Origin of the sequence: Alteromonas gracilis, from assembly GCF_036870955.2 — a bacterium.
Classification (GTDB): domain Bacteria; phylum Pseudomonadota; class Gammaproteobacteria; order Enterobacterales; family Alteromonadaceae; genus Alteromonas; species Alteromonas gracilis_A.
This window is the reverse complement of the sequence record NZ_CP145482.2, coordinates 1555056-1577964: the sequence shown is the minus strand read 5'-3', so window position 1 is coordinate 1577964 and position 22909 is coordinate 1555056. Positions and strand designations below refer to the sequence as shown.

12 protein-coding genes and 6 pseudogenes are annotated in these 22909 nt (G+C 45.2%); 7 read left to right on the top strand and 11 right to left on the bottom strand.

The window, feature by feature from the left end:
• Nucleotides 1-142 precede the first annotated feature (142 nt).
• From miaB to lnt, 5 genes and pseudogenes are all read left to right on the top strand, one after another.
• Nucleotides 143-1575, top strand: a pseudogene (miaB, locus tag V6N89_RS07595) (tRNA (N6-isopentenyl adenosine(37)-C2)-methylthiotransferase MiaB).
• A 35-nt stretch (nt 1576-1610) separates the two neighbouring features.
• Nucleotides 1611-2731: pseudogene (locus tag V6N89_RS07590) on the top strand (PhoH family protein).
• Nucleotides 2728-3198: an rRNA maturation RNase YbeY gene (gene ybeY / locus V6N89_RS07585; RefSeq protein ID WP_338517028.1), complete on the top strand. Its 471-nt coding sequence runs from the start codon at nt 2728-2730 to the stop codon at nt 3196-3198. The pseudogene V6N89_RS07590 and the gene ybeY overlap by 4 nt, the downstream one beginning before the upstream one ends.
• Nucleotides 3199-3320: 122 nt before the next feature.
• Nucleotides 3321-4178 (top strand): CNNM family magnesium/cobalt transport protein CorC, encoded by an 858-nt coding sequence (corC, locus tag V6N89_RS07580; protein WP_338517027.1) that lies wholly within the window; start codon nt 3321-3323, stop codon nt 4176-4178.
• A gap of 138 nt (nt 4179-4316) precedes the next feature.
• Nucleotides 4317-5819: an apolipoprotein N-acyltransferase gene (gene lnt, locus V6N89_RS07575; protein WP_338517026.1), complete on the top strand. Its 1503-nt coding sequence runs from the start codon at nt 4317-4319 to the stop codon at nt 5817-5819.
• 23 nt (nt 5820-5842) lie between these two features.
• Here the strand turns inward: lnt and pta are convergent, their stop codons facing one another.
• Nucleotides 5843-7981, bottom strand: coding sequence for a phosphate acetyltransferase (pta, locus tag V6N89_RS07570; protein WP_346993608.1), 2139 nt, complete (start codon nt 7979-7981; stop codon nt 5843-5845).
• Between the two features lie 58 nt (nt 7982-8039).
• Nucleotides 8040-9223: pseudogene (locus V6N89_RS07565) on the bottom strand (acetate kinase).
• A gap of 499 nt (nt 9224-9722) precedes the next feature.
• Between V6N89_RS07565 and V6N89_RS07560 the strand changes: the two are divergent.
• Nucleotides 9723-10166, top strand: a complete 444-nt coding sequence (locus tag V6N89_RS07560; RefSeq protein WP_338517024.1) for an Hsp20 family protein — start codon at nt 9723-9725, stop codon at nt 10164-10166.
• A gap of 101 nt (nt 10167-10267) precedes the next feature.
• Here the strand turns inward: V6N89_RS07560 and V6N89_RS07555 are convergent, their stop codons facing one another.
• The 8 genes and pseudogenes from V6N89_RS07555 to dapB all read right to left on the bottom strand — a co-directional run bounded on the left by V6N89_RS07555 (nt 10268) and on the right by dapB (nt 19932).
• A complete protein-coding gene (locus V6N89_RS07555) occupies nt 10268-10654 on the bottom strand; it encodes a DUF3224 domain-containing protein (protein WP_338517023.1) in 387 nt (128 codons plus the stop codon).
• A 76-nt stretch (nt 10655-10730) separates the two neighbouring features.
• Nucleotides 10731-11270: an NUDIX hydrolase gene (locus tag V6N89_RS07550; protein WP_338517022.1), complete on the bottom strand. Its 540-nt coding sequence runs from the start codon at nt 11268-11270 to the stop codon at nt 10731-10733.
• Between the two features lie 175 nt (nt 11271-11445).
• Nucleotides 11446-11937: pseudogene (locus V6N89_RS07545) on the bottom strand (methyl-accepting chemotaxis protein); the annotation flags it as partial.
• 53 nt (nt 11938-11990) lie between these two features.
• A complete protein-coding gene (locus V6N89_RS07540) occupies nt 11991-13430 on the bottom strand; it encodes a methyl-accepting chemotaxis protein (protein ID WP_338520238.1) in 1440 nt (479 codons plus the stop codon).
• Nucleotides 13431-13801: 371 nt separating this feature from the next.
• Nucleotides 13802-14278, bottom strand: a complete 477-nt coding sequence (gene greA / locus V6N89_RS07535) for a transcription elongation factor GreA (protein WP_338517020.1) — start codon at nt 14276-14278, stop codon at nt 13802-13804.
• 118 nt (nt 14279-14396) lie between these two features.
• Nucleotides 14397-17620, bottom strand: a pseudogene (carB, locus tag V6N89_RS07530) (carbamoyl-phosphate synthase large subunit).
• 13 nt (nt 17621-17633) lie between these two features.
• Complete coding sequence (gene carA / locus V6N89_RS07525) at nt 17634-18764, bottom strand: glutamine-hydrolyzing carbamoyl-phosphate synthase small subunit (protein WP_346993606.1); 1131 nt, start codon at nt 18762-18764, stop codon at nt 17634-17636.
• A gap of 364 nt (nt 18765-19128) precedes the next feature.
• Nucleotides 19129-19932, bottom strand: coding sequence for a 4-hydroxy-tetrahydrodipicolinate reductase (gene dapB, locus V6N89_RS07520; protein ID WP_338517019.1), 804 nt, complete (start codon nt 19930-19932; stop codon nt 19129-19131).
• A 229-nt stretch (nt 19933-20161) separates the two neighbouring features.
• Between dapB and V6N89_RS07515 the strand changes: the two genes are divergently transcribed.
• Nucleotides 20162-20830 carry a cytochrome b/b6 domain-containing protein gene (locus V6N89_RS07515; protein ID WP_338517018.1) on the top strand — a complete coding sequence of 223 codons (669 nt, stop codon included), beginning with the start codon at nt 20162-20164 and terminating at the stop codon, nt 20828-20830.
• Nucleotides 20831-20846: 16 nt separating this feature from the next.
• On the opposite strand, the pseudogene V6N89_RS07510 reads toward V6N89_RS07515, so the two are convergent.
• A pseudogene (locus V6N89_RS07510) lies at nt 20847-22751 on the bottom strand (propionyl-CoA synthetase).
• Between the last annotated feature and the right edge of the window lie 158 nt (nt 22752-22909).

The following is a 22909-nucleotide window of genomic DNA, read 5'->3' as shown; positions in this document are numbered from 1 at the left end:
GGGAATATGAGTGTATTACAGGTAAAATATGCGGCTATTTTGAACATCTTCCGGTAATAAGCGCTGCGCGATAATCGGCGTAAGCTATCAAATACTGTGCCGCCACTTACTTGGAACTCAATCAGGTTAACGAATAGTTGTTATGACTAAAAAGCTGTATATCAAAACCTGGGGCTGCCAAATGAACGAGTATGACTCAGAAAAAATGGCAGACTTACTTGACTCAACACATGGCTACAGTGCTGCAGAAAGCGCTGAGGAAGCCGACGTAATTTTGCTTAACACTTGCTCTATTCGCGAGAAAGCGCAGGAAAAAGTGTTTCACCAGCTTGGACGCTGGAAAACGCTTAAGCAAGACAAGCCAGAACTCATTATTGGTGTGGGTGGATGTGTAGCCTCACAGGAAGGCGACACTATTCGCCAACGCGCGCCGTTTGTTGATTTGGTTTTCGGTCCACAAACGCTGCACCGCCTGCCAGAAATGATCAATGAATTGCAAGGCGGCGCGAAGTCGGTTATTGACGTAAGCTTCCCCGAGATTGAAAAATTCGACCGCTTGCCAGAGCCTCGCGCTGAAGGCCCAACAGCGTTTGTTTCAATTATGGAAGGTTGCTCGAAGTATTGTACGTTCTGCGTTGTACCCTATACTCGAGGCGAAGAAGTAAGCCGTCCGGTAGATGACGTATTACTTGAGATTGCTCAGCTAGCAGGTCAAGGGGTTCGTGAAGTGAACCTACTAGGCCAGAACGTGAACGCATTTAGGGGCGAGCATTACGACGGCACTATCTGCCGCTTCTCTGAATTGCTTGAGTTGGTTGCGGCTATCGACGGTATTGACCGTATTCGCTACACCACATCTCACCCTGTGGAATTTACAGACGACATTATTGACGCCTATGCCTCTATTCCTGAGCTTGTCGACCACTTACATCTTCCCATTCAAAGTGGTTCAGACCGCATATTGAACCTGATGAAGCGTGGCCATACGGCACTTGAGTACAAGTCAAAGATGCGCAAATTGAAAAAATTCGTCCAAACATCAGTTTGTCGAGTGACTTTATTATCGGCTTCCCAGGTGAAACAGATGCTGATTTTGAAGCCACAATGGATCTTATTCAAGCCGTTGACTATGACTTGAGCTTTAGCTTTATCTACAGCGCTCGCCCAGGTACGCCTGCGGCCGACGCCGTTGATGATGTAAGTGAAGAGACCAAGAAGCAGCGACTACACCTGCTTCAACAGCGCATTACGCAACAAGCATTGCGCATTGCTCGCCATATGGTTGGCACTGAACAGCGCATTTTGGTTGAAGGTCCATCGAAGAAAAACCCAATGGAACTGTCTGGGCGTACTGAAAACAACCGCGTAGTGAATTTCGAAGGTACACCTGACATGATTGGTGAGTTCGTTGACGTAAACATCACAGATGTGTTTACAAATTCGTTGCGTGGTGAAGTTGTGCGCAGAGAAAACGAGATGGGCTTGCGTGTAGCAGTTTCGCCCCAATCTATTATGGCAAAGCATCAGGCAGATCTGCCAGACGACTTGGGCGTGGGTCAGTTTAACCCAGCCTAAAATCACAAAATAAGTAAAGCGAGGAATAAAGTAGCTTGAGTACATTGGTAAGTAATGAATTTGATTTAGAACCTAAGCAGATACCAAACGTTTGTCGAGTTTATGTGGCCCCTTTGATGACAACATCAAACAAATAGAACGCAGGCTTGGTGTTGAAATCACTTACCGCAACAACGCGTTCAAAGTATTGGGCGAACCGCAGCAAATAAAAAGTGCTACTGAACTTCTCAAGCTTCTTTATATTGAAACACAGCCAATTAAAGGCCGTGTTCCCGAGCTTGAAGCCGAACAGGTACACCTTGCTATACAAGAGGCCCGTGTCATCGAAAAAGATGCGAGTGGCGGGTATGGCAAAGAAGTGAACATCAAGACAAAGCGCGGTGTGATTAAGCCGCGCAATCCAAACCAAGCACAATATGTGGCCAACATAGTCAATCACGACATTACATTTGGTATTGGACCTGCTGGTACAGGTAAGACTTATCTCGCCGTAGCAGCAGCCGTTGACGCACTTGAGCGACAAGAAATTCGACGTATTTTGCTGACGCGCCCTGCGGTAGAGGCTTACGAAAAGCTCGGCTTTTTACCTGGGGATTTGTCGCAAAAAGTTGACCCCTACTTACGCCCACTTTACGACGCTCTCTTTGAAATGCTCGGTTTCGAAAAAGTTGAAAAGCTAATGGAACGCAACGTAATTGAAGTTGCACCGCTAGCTTACATGCGTGGTCGTACACTTAATGATGCCTTCATCATCTTGGATGAGAGCCAAAATACCACGGTTGAACAGATGAAAATGTTCCTGACCCGTATTGGCTTTAACTCTAAGGCTGTGATCACAGGTGATATTACGCAGGTTGACTTACCTCGTGGAGTGAAGTCTGGCCTTCGCCACGTAATTGAAGTACTTAGCGACGTAGACGACATTTCATTTAATTTCTTTAAAGCTGAAGACGTTGTGCGTCACCCTGTAGTTGCGCGTATTGTACGTGCGTATGAAATACATGATGCTGAACAAGAGCGCCTTCGTAGAGAACGCAAGGAACAAGCATTGCTTGCACAACGCGAACAGACTGAAGGTGACGCCGCGCGAGAAGCTTCTGCACAACCCGCTGCTGAAAGTGCCAACACAATTAAGAAAGACGATAAACCATCGTGAGCGCGATTGTAGATTACCAACAAGCGTTCGAAGGCGAACAGGACATTGCAGACGCAATTCCTTTGCCTGCTGAAGTTGAAGCATGGGCAAATGCGGTGCTATCTCACGAAGGAATTAGCGATCAAGAAGTCACTGTTCGCTTTACCAACGAAGACGAAAGCCAAAGTTTAAATAGTGAGTATAGAGGGAAAGACAAGCCCACAAATGTTCTGTCATTTCCCTTTGAAGCGCCTCCCGGTATTGAAATGAACTTACTAGGAGATCTCGTAATTTGTGCGCCTGTTATTAGCCGCGAAGCGAAGGAACAGGGCAAGCAAGTGCGTGACCATTATGCTCACATGACGGTGCACGGGGTGTTGCATTTATTGGGTTATGACCACATGGAAGATGCCGAAGCACAAGAAATGGAGAGCAAAGAAATTGCTATCCTCGCGCAGTTGGGTATAGATAACCCCTATGAAATATGAGTGTTACAAAAGTTTATAACTCTTTGTATCACAAGTTGTTTTACACTTAATAACAATAAATTATTGACGACCAGCACGAAGCATTTTAACGTTGGCGTTGACCTAACAAATAAACGGACATTATGAGCGACGATAATCCTCACTCTACCAACGGCTCATCAGGCAAGAGTTGGTTAGATAAACTAAAGAATTCAATTTCTGGCGAGCCGAGAAGTAAAGAAGAGTTGGTATCAGTGATCACTGATGCCGAGCAAAACGAAATCATTGACCCACAAACCCGTGAAATGATTGAAGGGGTAATTGGGGTAAATGAAATGCGAGTGAGAGATATCATGATCCCTCGCGCTCAAATGACCACCATCGATATAGAGCAAAAGGTAGAAGAATTTTTACCTGTTATGCTTGAATCTGCCCATTCTCGTTTTCCTGTAATCAGTGAAGACAAAGACCATATTGAAGGCATTTTACTTGCGAAAGATCTTTTGTCGTTTGCGTTTAACGCCGAAAAAGAGTTCAACCTTCGCGATATTTTGCGACCCGCTGTTATTGTCCCTGAGAGCAAACGCGTAGACGTACTTCTTAAGGAATTTCGCCAACAGCGCTACCATATGGCAATAGTCGTTGATGAGTATGGTGGCGTATCAGGGCTTGTCACCATTGAAGATATTCTTGAGCTAATCGTCGGCGAAATCGAAGATGAATACGATACAGAAGAAGACGGCACTGATGACATCCGCCCTCTTAATAAGTCAACGTACTCAGTAAAAGCGCTAACGCCAGTAGACGACTTTAACGAGTTTTTTGAAAGTACATTTAGCGAAGAAGAAGCCGACACCATAGGCGGTATCGTTCTGAAAGCGTTTGGTCATATGCCAGAGACTAACGACGAGATTACAATTAACGATATTCAGTTTAAGGTGACAAACTCAGACAAGCGCAGGCTTATTCAATTAAAAGTATCTGTACCATCGTTAGAGTGATCATTTGTGGCAAGACAACAAGTAGGTGCACGGCTTAGTGTGATTGCGGGTTGTCTTTGCCAGACAAATATTACATTAACTGCGTATCTATACTCGGCTCGTTTTTAACGCCCAAAACACAGGTATGTGCCTACCATCATGTTGAAACGCTTTATTCCTCACCTACTTCTTATTTTGAGTGGTGCCAGCCTTACCCTTGCATTTGCGCCTTTCAATCTCTGGCTGCTCACTATCCCAGCTCTGGCTTTGGCGCTTCGCCAAGTATTAAAGCTAAAGCACAAGCCTTTTATGGCAGGTTGGCTGTTTGGCGCGGGTTGGTTTGGTGCAGGTGTAAGCTGGGTACATGTCAGCATTGCTGACTTCGGTGGATTACCGCTCATTGCATCAATTGGCCTTATGGCACTGCTGTGTGGCTATCTGGCGCTTTATCCTGCGCTAGCCACCAAGTTGACAGCAAGGTATTTTGCGCCACAGTTATGGCCCCTAGCGCTACCTTTCTTTTGGACGTTAGCCGAGTGGCTAAGAAGCTGGATGCTGTCTGGTTTTCCTTGGCTCTCCCTTGGCTATAGCCAATTTGAAAGCCCATTGAGTGGGTTTGCTCCGATTATAGGGGAGACGGGAATTACAGCCTTGCTTGTTATAAGCGCCACATTGTTTGCAATAGCTCATACTAAACGCACGTTGTTTAATGCAGCCCTTGTCACTACCTGTCTGTTTGTCGCAGGTTTCGTGCTTAAACAGCACGCTTGGGTTGTACCAAAACACACCTACTCCGTGGGTATGGCTCAGGGAAATATTGCGCAAAGCCTGCGATGGGTGCCAGAACAAGATGCCCCGACAATGCAAACCTACTGGAATTTGACAGAAAGCCTCTGGGACAATGATTTGATAATATGGCCAGAAGCGGCGGTGCCGAAATTAGAGCCCCTTGCTCAGCCTTTTTTGGCCAAAGTAAACGAGCGAGCTTTCAACGAGAACACCGCTCTTATAACTGGAATTGTTAATTACAATTGGGAAACCGATGAGGCTTGGAATAACCTTATTGTTCTGGGTAAACGCAGTTCTGATGCCGCTTACCCTGACTATCAGTACTTTCATAACAATCGCTTTTCCAAACACCACCTACTCCCAGTCGGCGAGTTTGTACCTTTTGAAGATTGGCTACGGCCGTTGGCTCCGTTGTTTGACTTACCCATGTCTTCGTTTTCACGGGGTAAGTTTGTTCAACCAAATTTAGAGGCGAACGGCATAAAGCTTGCCCCAGCAATTTGTTTTGAAATTGCTTTTCCAAGACAGGTTCTGGCAAATGTATACAGTGATACAGACATGATTATCACTGTCAGTAATGATGCTTGGTTTGGCCGCTCTCATGGTCCTGGCCAGCACCTTCAGATAGCACAAATGCGTGCGCTTGAACTAGGACGACCAGTGTTAAGAGCGACCAATAACGGCATAACAGCTTTTATTGACTACAAAGGAAACGTGACTGATGTGCTTCCTCAATTTGAAGTGGGCAGCATAACGGCACCAGTGGTTGCAACCACTGGCCTTACGCCTTACTACCACCTTCAGGATTTAGGTGTGTGGTTGCTTGTCATTGCTTTGTTTGGCGGCGCCCTCTTTATACGCCGCCAATCATAATAGCCAAAAAGCTGCCATAAGGTCTATGCACCTACAGCTTGTATCGCGGTCAAGGCAATAGTAAATACAATATCATCAACTAGGGCCCCGCGGCTCAAGTCGTTAACTGGTTTTCTCATACCTTGCAGCATAGGACCTATACAAACTAAGTCAAAGCTTCTTTGTACGGCTTTGTATGTTGTGTTACCCGTGTTAAGGTCAGGAAACACAAACACGTTGGCTTTGCCTGCTACTGGGCTGTTTGGCGCTTTACTTTTGCCAACACTTTCAATAGCAGCAGCGTCATACTGAAGCGGCCCGTCTATTAATAAATCAGGGCGAAGCTGCTGAGCAATTTTGGTTGCTTCGCGTACTTTTTCAACATCGCTCCCCGCTCCGGACGTACCCGTACTGTAACTAATCATCGCTACACGAGGTTCAATACCAAACATCTGAGCAGAAGTGGCTGATTGTATAGCAATGTCAGCGAGCTGTTTTGCGTCAGGGTCAGGATTAATAGCACAGTCACCGTAAACCAACACTTGATCAGGCAACAGCATAAAAAATACTGAAGACACCAGCGAAGCATTGTGTGCAGTTTTAATTAATTGCAACGCAGGTCGAATAGTGTTGGCTGTAGTATTTACTGCACCTGAAACCAGTCCATCGACATCATCTTGCTGAAGCATCATAGTGCCAAGGGTAACATTGTCGGCCAACAATTCGTTGGCAACCACTTCTGTCACTCCTTTGTGGCCACGAAGCTTCACCAAGCCAGCAACATAATCTTGCTTGATATTGTCCGGTGATAAGATTTCGACGCCCTCACCCAACACAACACCTTGTTGCTCAGCCACTCGGCGAATTTCAACTTCATCACCCAACAAGACCGGACGTGCCAGCCCGCGATTTGCACAAATAGAAGCGGCCACAACAGTACGGGGCTCATTACCTTCAGGTAAAACAATGCGTTTATTGACCTGTCTAGCGCGATTCGTCAAGTAGAAACGAAATGCCGAAGGTGACAATTTTTTCTGGCGCGACACTTTTTGCGTGAGTGATGTTACCCAGCTAGCATCCAAGCTTTCGGCAGTGTGAACCATTACTTTTTCGATACGCTGGCTATCGTCAACCGGGACTTCTTGGTTAAATGCATGCAGGCTCTGCGCAGTTTGCCATGTATTCGTGTTAACAAGCATGACAGGCAGCCCGGTTTCCATAGCTTGGCTACATAGTGCCATAATGTTTTCGTCGGGCTCATAACCACCAGTCAACAGCAAGGCGCCAAGCTTTGTACCGTTAAGTGCCGCAAGGCAGCAAGACACGAAGACGTCCCCTCTGTCGCCTGACATTACCAGCAGCGCCCCTGGTTTTAGGGTATGCGTCATGTTATGAATTTCACGAGCACAAAATGAAACACTGCTCAAGCGACGAACGGCTAAATCACCTTCATTAAGCAATGTCGCATTCAAATGCTTAGCGACGTCAGCCGCCCTTGGAGAGACTAAGTCTGCACTCCAGTCAATGGTCCCCAAAAGGCTCAAACCTTTCTTGAATATTGGCAGTTCACGAAGCGCTTGTGTTCTTGCTTCGTCGTGTTCTGGAGATTCAATGGCACCAATATCAGCGCGCAGTCGCCCGTGCTCATCAAAAGGAGCATTCACTTTATTGAAGATACAGCCAACGACTTTCTTACTTTTATGTCCGCCGTATGTATCGACAACAATTTCAAGACGATGGTTTAAGTCAGTGATGCTGTCGTTTCCAGGAACTGCGACAAACACAATATCAGCGTCAAGCGCGCGACTGATCTCTAAGTTCAAGCGCTCGGCATAAGGGTGGTGCCGCGTTGTTACAAGGCCCTCAATGATCGTAACCGCTTCTTGCTCGCTGTTTGCCTCGAACCTTTCAATGATTTCTTCAAGAAGCTCGTCGGTATTATCACCGCTGATCATTCGTTCTACGTAATCGAGAGAGAATGGCGTGATTGGCGACACGCTCGCATGATGTGAAATAATCGCCGTTGAGCGCTCTTCTCCATTGTCCCCTTTTCTTGGCTGGGCGACAGGTTTATAGAAGTTTAGCTTAATACCCTGTTCTTCAATGGCGCGAACAAGGCCCATGCTGACCGTAGTTAGCCCGACACTAGTACCAACAGGTATCAGCATTATTCTGCGAGACATAGTTACTCCTGCGTGTGCCGCGCGAAATGCAGACGGCACGTAAAGTGTATTAAAAGATTTAAGCGAACGTAGCTGCTTCAGCCGCAATTACCCATTCTTCATTGGTAGGCACAACAAAGATTGACGTAGGTGATGAGGTAGTCGAAATTTTACCGCCTTTGCCAAAGCGCGCGTCAAGGTTCAACTGTTCGTCTAACCCAATACCAAAATGTGCAAAGTACGCCATTGTCGTTTCACGAATAAGCGAAGAGTTCTCACCAATCCCACCTGTAAACACAATTGCATCAAGACTTGGCACACTTATCATGTAGCTTGAGATGTATTTTGCTAACCGATAACAAAATATCTCAATAGCCAGCTTCGCGCCGTCATGCCCGTTAAGCGCTGCCTCTTCGAGCGTCCGGCAGTCATTACTTAGGTTAGAAATCCCCAGCAGGCCAGATTGTTTATTAAGAAGGTCGTTTATTTCTTCCGCCGTCTTACCCAGCTTTTTTTGCAGCGTACCAGGTAATGAAGGGTCTAAATCACCACAGCGCGTGCCCATCACCAATCCTTCAAGGGGCGTAAAACCGAGGCTCGTATCAACCGCTTTACCTTGCTCAATAGCAGAAACACTGCAACCATTACCAAGGTGAGCACTAATAATACTTGTTTGCGATACAGGCTTGTTTAATAGCGACGCTGTACTATCGAGAATAAATTTGTGGCTAGTGCCGTGAAAACCATAACGGCGGATTCCATGGTCTTCGTATAGCGAAATAGGCAGAGCATAGACAAATGCTTTTTTCGGCATACTTTGGAAAAAGGATGTATCAAACACGGCAACGTGCGGCAGATCGGGATAAGCCGCTTGCGCAGTCACAATGCCACTTAAGTTAGCCATATTATGAAGTGGCGCCATGCTAGCGTAGTCCTCTATCGCGCTGAGAACTTCATCATTTACTAAGGCGGCTTGCTTGAACTTCTCGCCACCGTGAACAACGCGGTGTCCAATTGCGATAGGCGACACCCCCGTTTTAGCAATGATTTGCTGAATGGCATCGAGCGCCTGAGTGTGGCCCGCGTTTTCGCCCAACGGCTGTGTTACTTTTTCACCGTTAATCTTATAGGAAACACTTGCATCTGAGTTTCCCAAACTTTCAGCAATACCTGACAGACCTAGGCCTCGCCATTGTCTGCATCGATGATGGCGAACTTCACTGACGAGCTGCCGCAATTTAAAACGATAACTTCTTTTTTCATTTGGCTGTTTAAACAAAGTGTTAAGACATATTCTTGCTTTAAATTGTAGCATTTATAATCAGAGACGTTGGTTAACGTTATGCTAAATATTCTATAAAAAACATCGCATACACTTGTTTTTGTTAAGGTCTTTGTCACTTTCCGAGCGGCTTTTCGCTCCCTCTTGTAATCTGCAGTCGCACCATTTTTTTTATAATAGTTCAAGCTAGCTTAGGCGCATTTAACAACATGTCTTAATCCCGTTCACGTGCCGCAGCTTTGTGGTTCAAAAGCCTTTTCAATAGCAAACAAAAAATTAGACCAACAAAAACAAAATAAAATCAATGACATAAATTTTTTACCGTTCTTTTTGTCATTTTTTTAAGAAATTAACATTGAAAAGAAAATTGTCAGTCCTATATATACTTTGTCGGCGCTGAAAGGTCAGGTCGACAAAAACGCCGCCGCAATGTCGGGGCACATTATTTTTAACATATTGCTTTATTTTGAGGATATGACTATGCGTACTATCGATCTATCTCCACTTTACCGTTCTTTCATCGGTTCAGACCACCTTGCTTCACTTATTGACGCTGCATCTCGCGCAGAGAAGCAAAGCACCTATCCACCTTACAACATCGAATTATTAGGCGATGACAAATATCGCGTTACTATGGCCATTGCTGGCTTTAGCAAAGATGATGTATCGATTCAGGTTGAAGAGAACACGTTAACTATCACGGGTTCAAAGAAAGCTGAAGAAAAAGAAGGTGCAGAACGAAAGTTCTTACATAAAGGAATTTCTGAACGTAATTTTGAACGTAAATTCCAGCTTGGCGATCACGTAAAAGTGCTGGCGGCTGATATGGAAAATGGCTTATTACACATCGATATGGAGCGAGTCATTCCGGAAGCCAAGAAACCACGTCAAATAGAAATAGGCTCTCGACTAATTGAAAGCTAATAACTGAATATTCTTGGATTGTTTCCCAACTTTTTGCGGCGCCTCACAGGCGCCGTATTTTTGTGTGCTGCCAAAGCAGATGTTTTCTACCTCTAAGAGCACTAAGAAAGTGTAAGCGTATAGTTTGCTTTACCACTTTCACCAGACTGAAAATGGCCAGCAATAACCTTACCCACTAATTCACCCGTGGCAGACGATGCAACAGCAACAAACTCACTACTTGCAACACCATTAACAAACTGTCCGCTATGTTGAAGCGTTACCGTTCCACGTAACCCATTAATCGCCCCTACAAACGACTCAAAACCAACAAAAGTTGCCTGAGTTTGAGATTGATAGCTCATGAGAAATTCGACGCTGGACTCACCAGCCATATCACCAGAGTAAGCCTGTGAAACGGATGCATGAGATGTTTTAACACCATCAGTTTTTTCTGAAAGTGTGTTTTCATCCCAACCTGTAACAAGAAATTGTCCTTTATATTCCACAACTTAACTCCTGAGTTTTTCTCCATGCTACCCTGCTTTTGAAACAATGCAAAGACCCAAAAGTGTAAAGGAATATTCAAATTACTCCTTTTAGTGACGCTAGACCGAACGCATTACAGGTACTCGCATCTTTTATATCTCCATTTATAATCTTCTCACGAAGTTCGTCAAGCGGTACTGGCACTATGCGCAAATCTTCTTCTTCAGCGTCTAACTGTTGCTCACCTTGACTCAATCCTTTAGCTACATAAATATGATACCCCTGATTGCAAAAGCCATAGGCAAGATATTGAAACCCTACATAAATCATTTCTTGTGCAGTCATTCCGGTTTCTTCTTTTAACTCTCCCGCAGCTAACAAGGCTGGATCTGCGTCTGGATTGCTTTCCCAAGCGCCTTGGGGCAGTTCAAGCTGGCGTTCTGAAATGGTGTAGCGATATTGTTCTACCATGTACACCGTATCGTTATCGACTGGTAAAATGATGGCAAAGTCAGGCTTTTCTACCACGCCATAAATACCTTCAGCACCGCTTTTACGGCGTATTTTGTCTTCCCGAACAGTTAGCCATTTATTTTGATATACCACCTTCGATTCTAACGTCTCGATATCAGCCATGTTATTGCAAACCCTATTAACTCTTTCCCTATTTTTAACGAATTATGAGACGATATGCGATACTTTCTTAGTATCACATTAAGAGCATGTCGACATTCTCTGTGCACGTTTCAATAATCCCAAGAGAGTACTGTCGCTACGCTAACGCAAAGGTTAACACGCTCTCCCGGTAAACTTAGTCGGCTTTAAATCCATCTATTGTATGTTGCAATAGTTGATTATTCGCTTGCATCTCTCCAGACAGGTTTGAAAGGTTCTGTGCAATATCCACTTCATGACGGGCCGCTTCTTCAACGGTCACCAACTCTTTGGCAATTTCTTCTGTGGTAACGGATTGTTGCTCCGCAGCGGAAGACATATTGTTTGCCATATCTTCCACGTTTCCAGCAGCCTCTTTGACTTGTTCTGCGGTCTTACGGCCTTCGGCGGTTGTTTCCATTGAGTTGGTAATTGATTCAACGTTTTTATTGATGTCATTGACAACTACTACGCTAGCTTCTCGTAAACTCGAAAGTAATGTTGAAATTTTATCTGATGACTCTCGGCTGCTTTGAGCAAGTTTACGTACCTCGTCTGCTACTACAGCAAAGCCCCGTCCGTGCTCTCCCGCCCTAGCCGCTTCAATGGCAGCATTTAAGGCAAGTAAATTTGTTTGATCAGACAGTGTATTGATGGTTTCTAGTATGGTGGTAATTTCTCCAACCTTCATTTCCATTTCGCTTAAGCATTTCGCTGCACGCCCTTTATGTCATCAGAGAGCATCTCCATGCTGTTTCTTATGTTTTCATTCGCTTTCAGCGATTGATTAGCCAATACATCTAACTGCTTACTCGCGCTGAGCGTTTCTAGCGACGATCGTGCAATCTCACGGCTGGTGACCGCGACTTCTTCAATGGCAGAAGCAATATTGGCCGTCAATTGTTGTGTTCGGCCAGCGTCACCTAGCATTTCACTACTGGCTTTTTCAAGCTGGCCTGATAAACGCGTACTTGTCGCTATTGATGTGCCTAAGCCTTTCACAAGATCACGCAAAGCGAGAATGGTGGTATTAACCGAACGGGATATCTCACCTAACTCATTACTGGTGCTCATGCTTACATCTATAGTTAAGTCGCCTTGCGCCGCAATTTTATCTAGGTTTGTCACTAAGACCCTCAACTGATTAGTAATAATACCAATCAGTGCCTTGTAAATAACACCAATGAAGATCACTACCACTATAACCATTGCAATAGTTACGATCAGTGCTGTATACGCGTTATTAGCCTTTTCATCCGCATCAGTCTTAACTTGTTCAAAAACGCTGCCCAATATTTTGGCGACTTGACCAATCTGCTCTGTGGCCAACGCAAACCACTGCGCACTTGTAGGAAGTGCATCAAAATCTGGCGTATCCTGAAGCGCACTATCAGTTATATTATTAATTTGCGTGGACACACTGCTTGTTGAGAGAGAATTGAGTTGAGAAAGTAGAGCACCTTCTAGGTTCAGCAATAATTTATCCGTAAGGTAAGTAATATCACGGCTATAGCTTTCTATTTCATCTCTCACCGCTTCACTGATGGCGCGCTTTGACAGTACCGCATTCATCTTCCCTCTTCGCTGCCCCAACTTCTCTTTCATTTGAGCAAGTAACAAGCCTTGTGTTAAGTAGCGTTTGGCGCTGCTGTCAGACACCAACAAAGTAAACGAATTTGCAGCATTCAATGCACGGCTATTAAGCCCGCTGTAATAGGCGAACGCTTTCTTACCATTGAGGTCATCAACTTGTGCTCGAACATTTCCCTTCTCGCTTTCCCATTTATTCAGTGGGCTAAGTATGTTGTTTATTTGAAGCTCTTCAGGCCATTCTTGTCTAGCCAGCGCACGCAACGTGTTTATCGACTCGTCGGCTTTTTGCCGTTGTTGCGCTACTTTTGAACGGGATGCCTCAGTAGGATTGCCTAGGAAACCTGCTGTTAACCCCCGCTCAACGGCATGGTGATGAGCAACGCGCTCTACGGCAGATACCAGTGATACCAGTTCAGTATCTAACTGCGCATTAACCATTTCATATCTTGATTGATTGATATCTTTGAATGCTAAAAAAGCAATAGAAAGAAACAACGTCCCCGTGCCAAGCAGTGTTAATTGGACGACAGAAAGTCGATTAATGAGCATCAAAATATACTCCTCCCTTTGTTCGACTAAGCGCAAGTTATCTAGATGACTCTGTTGAGCACGGCTAAAAAGTAGTAACTGCTGTATGCGCAAGAAGCTCGACGATGTGCTAGGTATAACTGCTGGGTATACCTATCAACACCAAGCTCTCGTTATTTATTTTCATTTTTCCCTGTCACATCAAATACGAAGCGCCAAGTGTGTAAGTCGGTTGATAACCCACTTATTTGTCACTAAAAAAGTATAGGCGGTAATTTAAAAAGAGAGATATGGAATGATTAAATTATTATTTTATTTAGGTATAAATATAAAAAAACGCCACTAATAGTGAATTAGTGGCGTTTTTTGCATGAAGTTACGTTGTGGTGGAATTAGATATATTCTACTTCAATTATCTCAACTTCTACTGTCCCTGCCGGGGTTTGGATGTTCACCATATCATCAAGCTCTTTTCCAATTAAGCCGCGTGCAATCGGCGAATTAACAGAAATGAGGTTGTTCTTAATATCAGCTTCATCATCGCCAACTATGCGATACGTTGTTTCTTCTTCTGTATCAACATTTAGGATAGTTACAGTTGTACCGAAGATGACCTTACCTGTATTTTCCATCTTGGTGACGTCGATGATTTGGGCATTAGAAAGCTTGCCTTCAATATCTTGAATTCGACCTTCACAGAAGCTTTGCTGCTCTCTAGCTGCATGGTACTCAGCATTTTCTTTAAGGTCACCGTGCTCGCGCGCTTCAGCAATAGATTCGATAATACGCGGACGGGTTTTAGTTTTAAGTTCGTTTAGTTCGTCACGCAGCATTTGAGCGCCACGCGCAGTCATTGGATACTGACTCATGAATACAGTCTCGCCTAGCTAGTTATTTTAAACTGAAAAGTGCGCCGCGTAGGCGCACTTTTTATTCATTCACATAAATGTAATACAACTAGGATACCTCGTATCCTAGCGTATGTCATCAGTGTTTGATTCTGGCGTGCAGTTCTTGAACAGACGCCACTTTATTGCGGTCATCAGCCGATTTTGCACGAATAGTCGCAAATGCAGCGTTCATGGTTGTTGTGTAGGTTACTTTATTAAGTAACGCTTCACGACGAATGTACACCGAATCGGTAATGGCTTGTCGACCTTCTGTTGTGTTAATCAAGTATGCGTATTCACCGTTTTTGATTGCATCAACTATGTTTGGACGACCTTCAGACATTTTATTCACAACAGTGCTCATGATGCCTGCATCATATAGCGTAGTTGCTGTACCGCGTGTCGCTTCAATTTTGAAGCCAGCATCTACAAGTGCTTTAGCCAGTTCAATCATACGAGGTTTGTCATTATCACGAACCGAGATAAGAGCCTTACCCTCTTTAGGAAGCGGAGCACCTAGCGCCTAAGTTAGCTTTAGCATACGCTTCTTCAAATGTATCGCCCACACCCATAACCTCACCCGTAGAGCGCATTTCTGGGCCTAGTAGTGGGTCAACGCCTTGGAACTTAGCGAACGGTAGTACCACTTCTTTTACAGAGTAGAAAGGCGGTATCACTTCTTCGGTCAAGCCCTGCTCTGCCAAGCTAACCCCTGCCATTGCGCGTGCCGCAACTTTCGCAAGAGGAATACCCGTCGCTTTAGACACAAACGGAACAGTACGCGCAGCGCGCGGGTTTACTTCAATTAGATACACTTCACCATCTTTAATAGCGAACTGTGTATTCATTAAGCCAACCACGCCAAGCTCAAGCGCCATGGCTTTCACTTGCTCGCGCATTACGTCCTGAATCTCTTTAGACAGAGAGTGCGGAGGCAGTGAACATGCAGAATCACCAGAGTGAACACCCGCTTGTTCGATGTGCTCCATAATTCCGCCGATAACCACTTCTTTACCGTCGCAAATCGCGTCGATATCAACTTCAATAGCATCGTCTAGGAAACGGTCAAGTAATACAGGGGCGTCGTTAGACACTTTTACCGCTTCGTTTAAGTAACGCTTAAGGTCTTTAATGTCGTACACGATTTCCATCGCGCGACCACCTAGTACGTAACTTGGGCGAACAACTAGCGGGAAGCCAATTTCTTCAGCCATCGCAAGGGCTTGCTCAACGTTAGTCACCGTCGCGTTAGCTGGCTGCTTAAGGTTAAGCTTGTTCACCATTTGCTGGAAGCGCTCACGGTCCTCAGCACGGTCAATGGCTTCCGGTGAGGTACCAATAATTGGTACGCCAGCCGCTTCAAGTGCGCGTGCTAGTTTAAGTGGTGTTTGACCACCGTACTGCACGATAACGCCTTTCGGATTTTCTTTCGCTACAATCTCAAGCACGTCTTCAAGGGTTACGGGTTCGAAGTATAGACGATCTGACGTGTCATAGTCAGTTGAAACCGTCTCAGGGTTACAGTTAACCATGATAGTTTCGTAGCCGTCTTCGCGCATAGATAGCGCCGCGTGTACGCAGCAGTAATCGAATTCGATACCCTGACCGATACGGTTTGGACCACCGCCCAATACCATAATTTTGTCATTGTCTGTTGGCGCTGCTTCACACTCTTCGTCATACGTTGAGTACATGTAAGCCGTGCTGGTCGAAAACTCTGCCGCACAGGTATCAACTCGCTTGTACACTGGTGAAATGCCAAAGCCACGGCGCGTTTCACGTACATCACTTTCTGCTACTTTGGTAAGTTCAGCAAGACGCGCATCAGAGAAACCTTTACGCTTAAGCGAACGCATTAGGTCTGCATCGATGCCCGGTAAACCAAGTTCGGCCACTTTAGCTTCAAGAAGGATAAGGTCTTCAAGCTGTACCAAGTACCAACGGTCGATGTTGGTAAGGTTGAATACTTCTTCAACCGTCATACCCATGCGGAACGCATCGCCAATATACCAAATACGCTCTGCGCCAGGCTGGCGTAGCTCGTAAACAACTTTATTACGCGACTCCGGGTCGTCAAGGTCAACCATTGGGTTAAGACCCGTTGCGCCTACTTCTAGGCCGCGAAGGGCTTTTTGCAAAGACTCTTGCTGGTTACGACCAATTGCCATAACCTCGCCTACCGACTTCATTTGGGTAGTAAGACGGTCGTTAGCACTAAGCGAACTTCTCAAAGTTGAAGCGTGGAATCTTAGTGACTACGTAATCAATTGACGGCTCGAACGATGCTGGAGTTAGACCCCCAGTGATGTCATTAGCTAGCTCATCTAGCGTGTAGCCTACCGCAAGCTTAGCTGCCACTTTTGCAATTGGGAAACCCGTCGCTTTAGACGCTAGCGCAGATGAACGCGATACACGCGGGTTCATCTCGATAATCACCATGCGACCTGATTTAGGGTCTACACCAAACTGCACGTTTGAACCATAGGTTTCAACACCAATTTCACGCAATACTGCCATGGCGGCATTACGCATAATTTGGAATTCTTTGTCGGTTAGCGTCTGTGCTGGTGCCACGGTGATAGAGTCACCGGTGTGAACACCCATAGGGTCAAAGTTTTCAATAGTACATACAATAATGCAGTTGTCTGCTTTGTCGCGTACTACTTCCATTTCGTATTCTTTCCAGCCTAGTAACGACTCATCAATAAGCAGTTCGCTGGTAGGAGAAAGGTCAAGGCCGCGGTGGCAAATTTCATTGAATTCATCAATGTTATAAGCAATACCGCCATAGGTTCCGCCCATAGTGAAAGACGGGCGAATAATACAAGGGAAACCAATGCGGCTAAGAACATCATGGGCTTCATCCATGCTGTGCGCAATTTCTGCACGTGGACATTCAAGGCCGATGTTTTTCATCGCTTGGTCAAAACGCTCGCGGTTTTCCGCTTTATCGATAGCATCTGCCGTCGCACCGATAAGCTCACAACCGAATTCTTCCAAAACACCATGTTTGTCTAAGTCTAACGCACAGTTAAGTGCCGTTTGACCACCCATAGTTGGAAGGATCGCGTCTGGACGTTCTTTTTCAATAATCTTGCGCACTACTTCCCAGTGAATTGGCTCGATGTACGTTGCATCTGCCATTTCTGGGTCGGTCATAATGGTGGCTGGATTAGAGTTCACCAAAATAACACGGTAGCCTTCTTCGCGAAGGGCTTTACACGCTTGCGCGCCTGAATAGTCAAATTCACAAGCCTGGCCAATAACAATAGGGCCAGCACCAATGATAAGAATACTTTTTATGTCGGTACGTTTTGGCATAGCGGGCTAATTCCTACTGCTTGTGTTGTTCAATGAGTTCAATGAAGTGGTCGAATAACGGTGCCGCTTCATGTGGACCTGGGCTGGCTTCAGGGTGACCTTGGAAGCTAAACGCAGGCTTGTCGGTGCGGTGAATACCTTGCAACGACTTGTCGAACAACGAAATGTGAGTTACTTCTAGGTTATCTGGCAGGCTAGACTCATCAACAGCGAAACCGTGGTTTTGGCTGGTGATCATAACTACATTACGCTTGAGGTCTTTAACCGGGTGGTTTGCACCATGGTGACCGAATTTCATTTTCACTGTTGTTGCACCACTTGCTAGTGCAAGTAGCTGGTGACCAAGACAGATTCCGAAAACAGGAATGCCAGTCTCAACAATGGTTTTAATAGCCTTAATCGCGTAATCACAAGGCTCAGGGTCGCCCGGGCCATTTGATAGGAATACGCCATCTGGGTTCATGGCTAACACATCTTCAGCAGGCGTTTGTGCAGGTACCAAAGTTACTTTACAACCGCGGTCAGCAAGCATGCGAAGAATGTTGTTTTTAACACCAAAATCGTAAGCTACAACGTGGTATTTTGTTTCACTTGGCGTGACATAACCTTTACCAAGTTCCCAGCTACCTTCAGTCCATGTTTTTGGCTCAGTAATGCTAACTACTTTTGCCAAGTCCATGCCTTTAAGGCCAGGGAAAGCTTTTGCTTGCGCTAATGCGCTCGACTCGTCTAATTCATCAGTACAAATGATGCAGCCATTTTGTGCACCTTTGTCTCGTAAGATACGCGTTAAACGACGTGTATCTATATCAGCAATACCCACAACGCCTTTCGCTTTTAGGTATTCAGACAATGTTTGCTGTTGACGAAAGTTACTAGCAACAAGAGGTAGGTCACGAATGATAAGACCTTTTGACCAGATTTTATCTGCTTCAACGTCTTCGTCGTTAGTGCAGGTGTTGCCAATGTGTGGATAAGTAAGGGTGATGATTTGTTCAGCGTAGGATGGGTCGGTGAGAATTTCTTGATAGCCAGTCATGGAAGTATTAAAAACGACTTCCCCGACGGCGGAGCCTGTAGCGCCTATCGCCGTACCTTTAAAAACAGAACCATCCTCTAACACCAAAAGGGCAGAATTAGCCAAGTCAACCTCCAGATTAAGGATAACTATGTGTTTGTGCAGTTTTTTGCACAAACCCCACAAAAAACGGGAGTTATTGATAACAACACATCCCGTTTTACGATCTTTGCAGCTAATAAAACCGCACTCTTCAGCCATTTTTAAGGCTTAAGAATACGAAATTCTGGCAAATTCCGGCGAGTATACATCACTCATCGAAAATGGCAAATTTATTTGCAATAATTTATCAAAATAACGCTTTTATCACCTTTTTTGCTCAGAACCATCGAAAGTACGGCTTATTGCTCATTAATAGTGCAACTTTAGTTTAAGTCCAAATCGAACAGCATGCTCTCGACACCGTCTATAGGTCTTAAACGTTCACGCATTACACCTTTAAGTTGAGTACATCCACCATGGAGTATAGACCAGGTTCCTTACCATACAACCACTGTGCGGCATGAACCGCACCTTTTGCGAAAGTTAATCGACTTGATGCCTTGTGTGTTATTTCTAGTCGTTCACCAATGTCGGCGAAAAGTGCTGTATGCTCACCCACAATGTCACCTGCGCGCACAGTAGCAAAACCTATAGTGCCTTGATCTCGCTCAGGCTCTTTACCTTCTCTTCCATAGACTGCACACGTCTTAAGATCTCTGCCAAGCTCATCAGCAATAGCTTCACCAATTGCCATTGCAGTGCCTGAAGGTGCGTCTTGCTTGAATCTGTGATGCGCTTCGGTAATCTCGATGTCGGCAGTATTACCCAGTACGCTTGCGGCTTGACGCACAAGAGATAGCATCAAGTTAACGCCTACACTGTAGTTTGCTGCAAAAACAATGGGAATGTGTTTTGCGGCCTCATCAAGTGCAGCTAGCTGCGCTTCATTTAAACCCGTTGTGCCTATAACCACTGGCATATTGTTTTCAACACACCAAGCTAGATTGCTTTCAATCACAGAAGGTAGCGTAAAATCAATCATCACATCTGCATCACTGCCAGAAAGTGATGACACGGCGCTACAATCGACCGTTTTTTTGCCAATTCCTGCTAATTCACCAACGTTCATTCCAACCCAAGGCGAATCATCACGAACAGTAGCAACGCTCAATTCGGCATTGTCGCTTAAATCTAGTGCTTCAATCAGCACTCTTCCCATACGCCCATTGGCGCCAAATAATCCTACTTTCATTATTGTTCTTACACTATATATAACCTTCAAACTTGAGGGCATTGTGCCAAATACGTTAACTATTGCAATGAATATATGATTTGCCTGGGGCGACGCACGGCTTCCCAGGAAACCGATAAAACAATGAGAAGACCTGCTCGTAAAACCAGTTTACTTGCAGCGCACTTTGGCGCACTCTGAAGTACTATAAAGGTTATTAAAAAGTAATATTAAGAAGTTAGATTTCGCTATGGATAAGGTGCTTATTTGGGATTTACCCACTCGTTTTTTTCACTGGTTATTAGTGCTGAGCCTATTTGCTCAGTATGTTACAGCCGAATGGTTAGATAATGCTATTGAATGGCATTTTTACATTGGCTACTTCACATTATTTCTCATTGTATTTAGAGTGCTTTGGGGGCTAGTAGGCACGCAGCACGCGAAGTTTTCTAGCTTTGTTAAAGGCCCTAAAGCAGTATTTCAATACGCCAAAACATTGTTTCGTCGCGATACGCCCCCATCGCTCGGACACAACCCTTTAGGCGGATGGTTTGTTATCGTGATGCTAGCGTTAGTCGCCGTTCAGGCTGTTTCTGGCCTATTTATGACCGACGATGTATTTCTTGACGGTCCTTACAGACAACTTGCTAGTGAAGATGTACTTGAATGGATGAATACCATACATCACCTGGCTTTTGACGTTTTGCTTTATGTTATTGGCCTACACATACTGGCTATCAGCTTTTATGGCGTTTATAAAAAGCAAAACCTTGTTCAACCAATGATAGATGGTGGCAAGGAAACCCGTGACTTAGGCATTTTTCATTCTCGCGTGCGCTTGGCGCTCATTGTCGCCATTATTGCGGCGGTATTGGTATATGTAGCAATAGAAGTATACCCACCGACACCTGATGCTTAGGTGAGTATTACTATTATTAAGATTGGGGCTCGACCACAAGCCCTTTTTCTAACATTAGATTGGTTATTTCACTTACGCTAGCCGGATCATCAATTGTTGAGGGAATAGTCACAGACTCGTTAGCGGCGATTTGCCGAAGGAGTTTTCGCAAGATTTTACCTGAGCGAGTTTTAGGCAGCCTTGGCACGACAATGGCTCGCTTAAAACTTGCGACTGGGCCAATTGCTTGTCTAACACTAGCTATAAGCTCTTGCTCTAACTGCTTTTCATCTATGCTCACACCATCTTTTAATAACACCAGGCCCACCGGCATTTGACCTTTTAAGGTGTCATGAATACCAATAACACTGCATTCGGCAATGGCGGGATGCGCAGCGAGTACCTCTTCCATTTCGCCCGTTGAAAGCCTGTGGCCTGCGACATTAATTACATCATCGGTGCGACCCATGATGAAAACAAAGCCATCATCATCTATATAGCCGTTGTCACCTAGGTGCTGTAATACCCTTCAAATTCACGCAGGTAACCATCAACAAAACGCGCATGATCTTGCCAAATAGTTTGCAGACAGCCTGGAGGAAGTGGCAATTGAATAGCAATTGCACCTTTTTCGCCTGCACCTTGGGCTTGCGTAGCGCTTTGTAATACTTGCACATTGAAGCCAGGCGTGGGCACACTAGATGAACCAGGTTTCGTTGGCATCACTTCTATACCCACGGGGTTTGAGCATATTGGCCAACCTGTCTCGGTTTGCCACCAGTGATCAATAACAGGCACCCCTACTTTTTCGTGCGCCCAGTAGTACGTTGGCGGGTCGAGCCTTTCTCCTGCCATAAATAGGGTTCTTAAACTTGAAATATCGTAGTCTGAAATTCTAAGGGCTTCAGGATCTTCCTTTCGAATAGCACGAAACGCGGTTGGCGCAGCAAACAACACGTTTATTTTGTGCGTGTCTACCATCCGCCAAAATGCCCCAGCATCAGGTGTCCCCACCCTATTTCCCCTCGTACATAACGGTGGTAGCGCCTTTTATCAAAGGGCCATAAACAATATATGAGTGTCCAACAACCCACCCTACATCAGAAGCAGCCCAAAAAACGTCATCGCTTGAAATACCATAAACAGCTTGCATAGAATAGTGAAGTGCTACGGCATGGCCTCCATTATCGCGAACAACGCCTTTTGGTTTGCCTGTCGTTCCTGATGTATACAACACGTAAAGTGGGTCTGTCGCATCAAGGGGAGTAGCATCTACTGGCTTGCTTGTCGTCATCAAATACTGCCAATCATGATCGTAACCTGTTTCAAGCTTCGCTTTGTGCTGAGGACGTTGAAAAAGGATGCATCCATTGGGCTTGTGTGTAGCCTGTTGAATCGCCTCGTCGACAAGAGGCTTATAGGGTAAAAGTTTCTTGCCTTCAATACCGCACGATGCGGTGATGATGTACTTAGGCGCTGCGTCATCAATTCTTACGGCAAGCTCATTTGAAGCAAATCCGCCAAATACAACAGAGTGGATGGCTCCTATTCGCGCGCAGGCCAACATCGCAATAGCCGCTTGCGGAATCATTGGCATGTAAATAATAACGCGATCCCCCTTCTCTACCTGCAATCGTGTCAGCGCGCCAGCGAACGTTGCCACCTGCGCTAATAACTCGTTGTACGTATAGTGAGTAACCGTATTGGTTACCGGAGAATCGTAGATAAGCGCCGTTTTGTCACCGCGCCCTTCTTTTACGTGATGGTCTAACGCCAAATAGCTAGTATTAAGCTTGCCTCCCTTGAACCAATCGTAATACCCGTTTGATGAGGGCGAGCAACCCACTTGAGGTTTACTGAACCAGGCTAATGCATTCGCTTTATCTAACCAGAATTCATCTGGTGATTGAGTAGAGGCAACATATTCATTCTTATAAGTCATAACCAAATCCATTGTAGGGTTTTAAAACACCCTATAACGGATTGGCCAATTTTGCGTATAAGACTTCAGGCTTATAAACACAAAAGGGGCTTGTCATTTGGCAAGCCCCTTTTACTAAAACACCGTAAAATATACAAAATTACACCACTAAAAAAGTG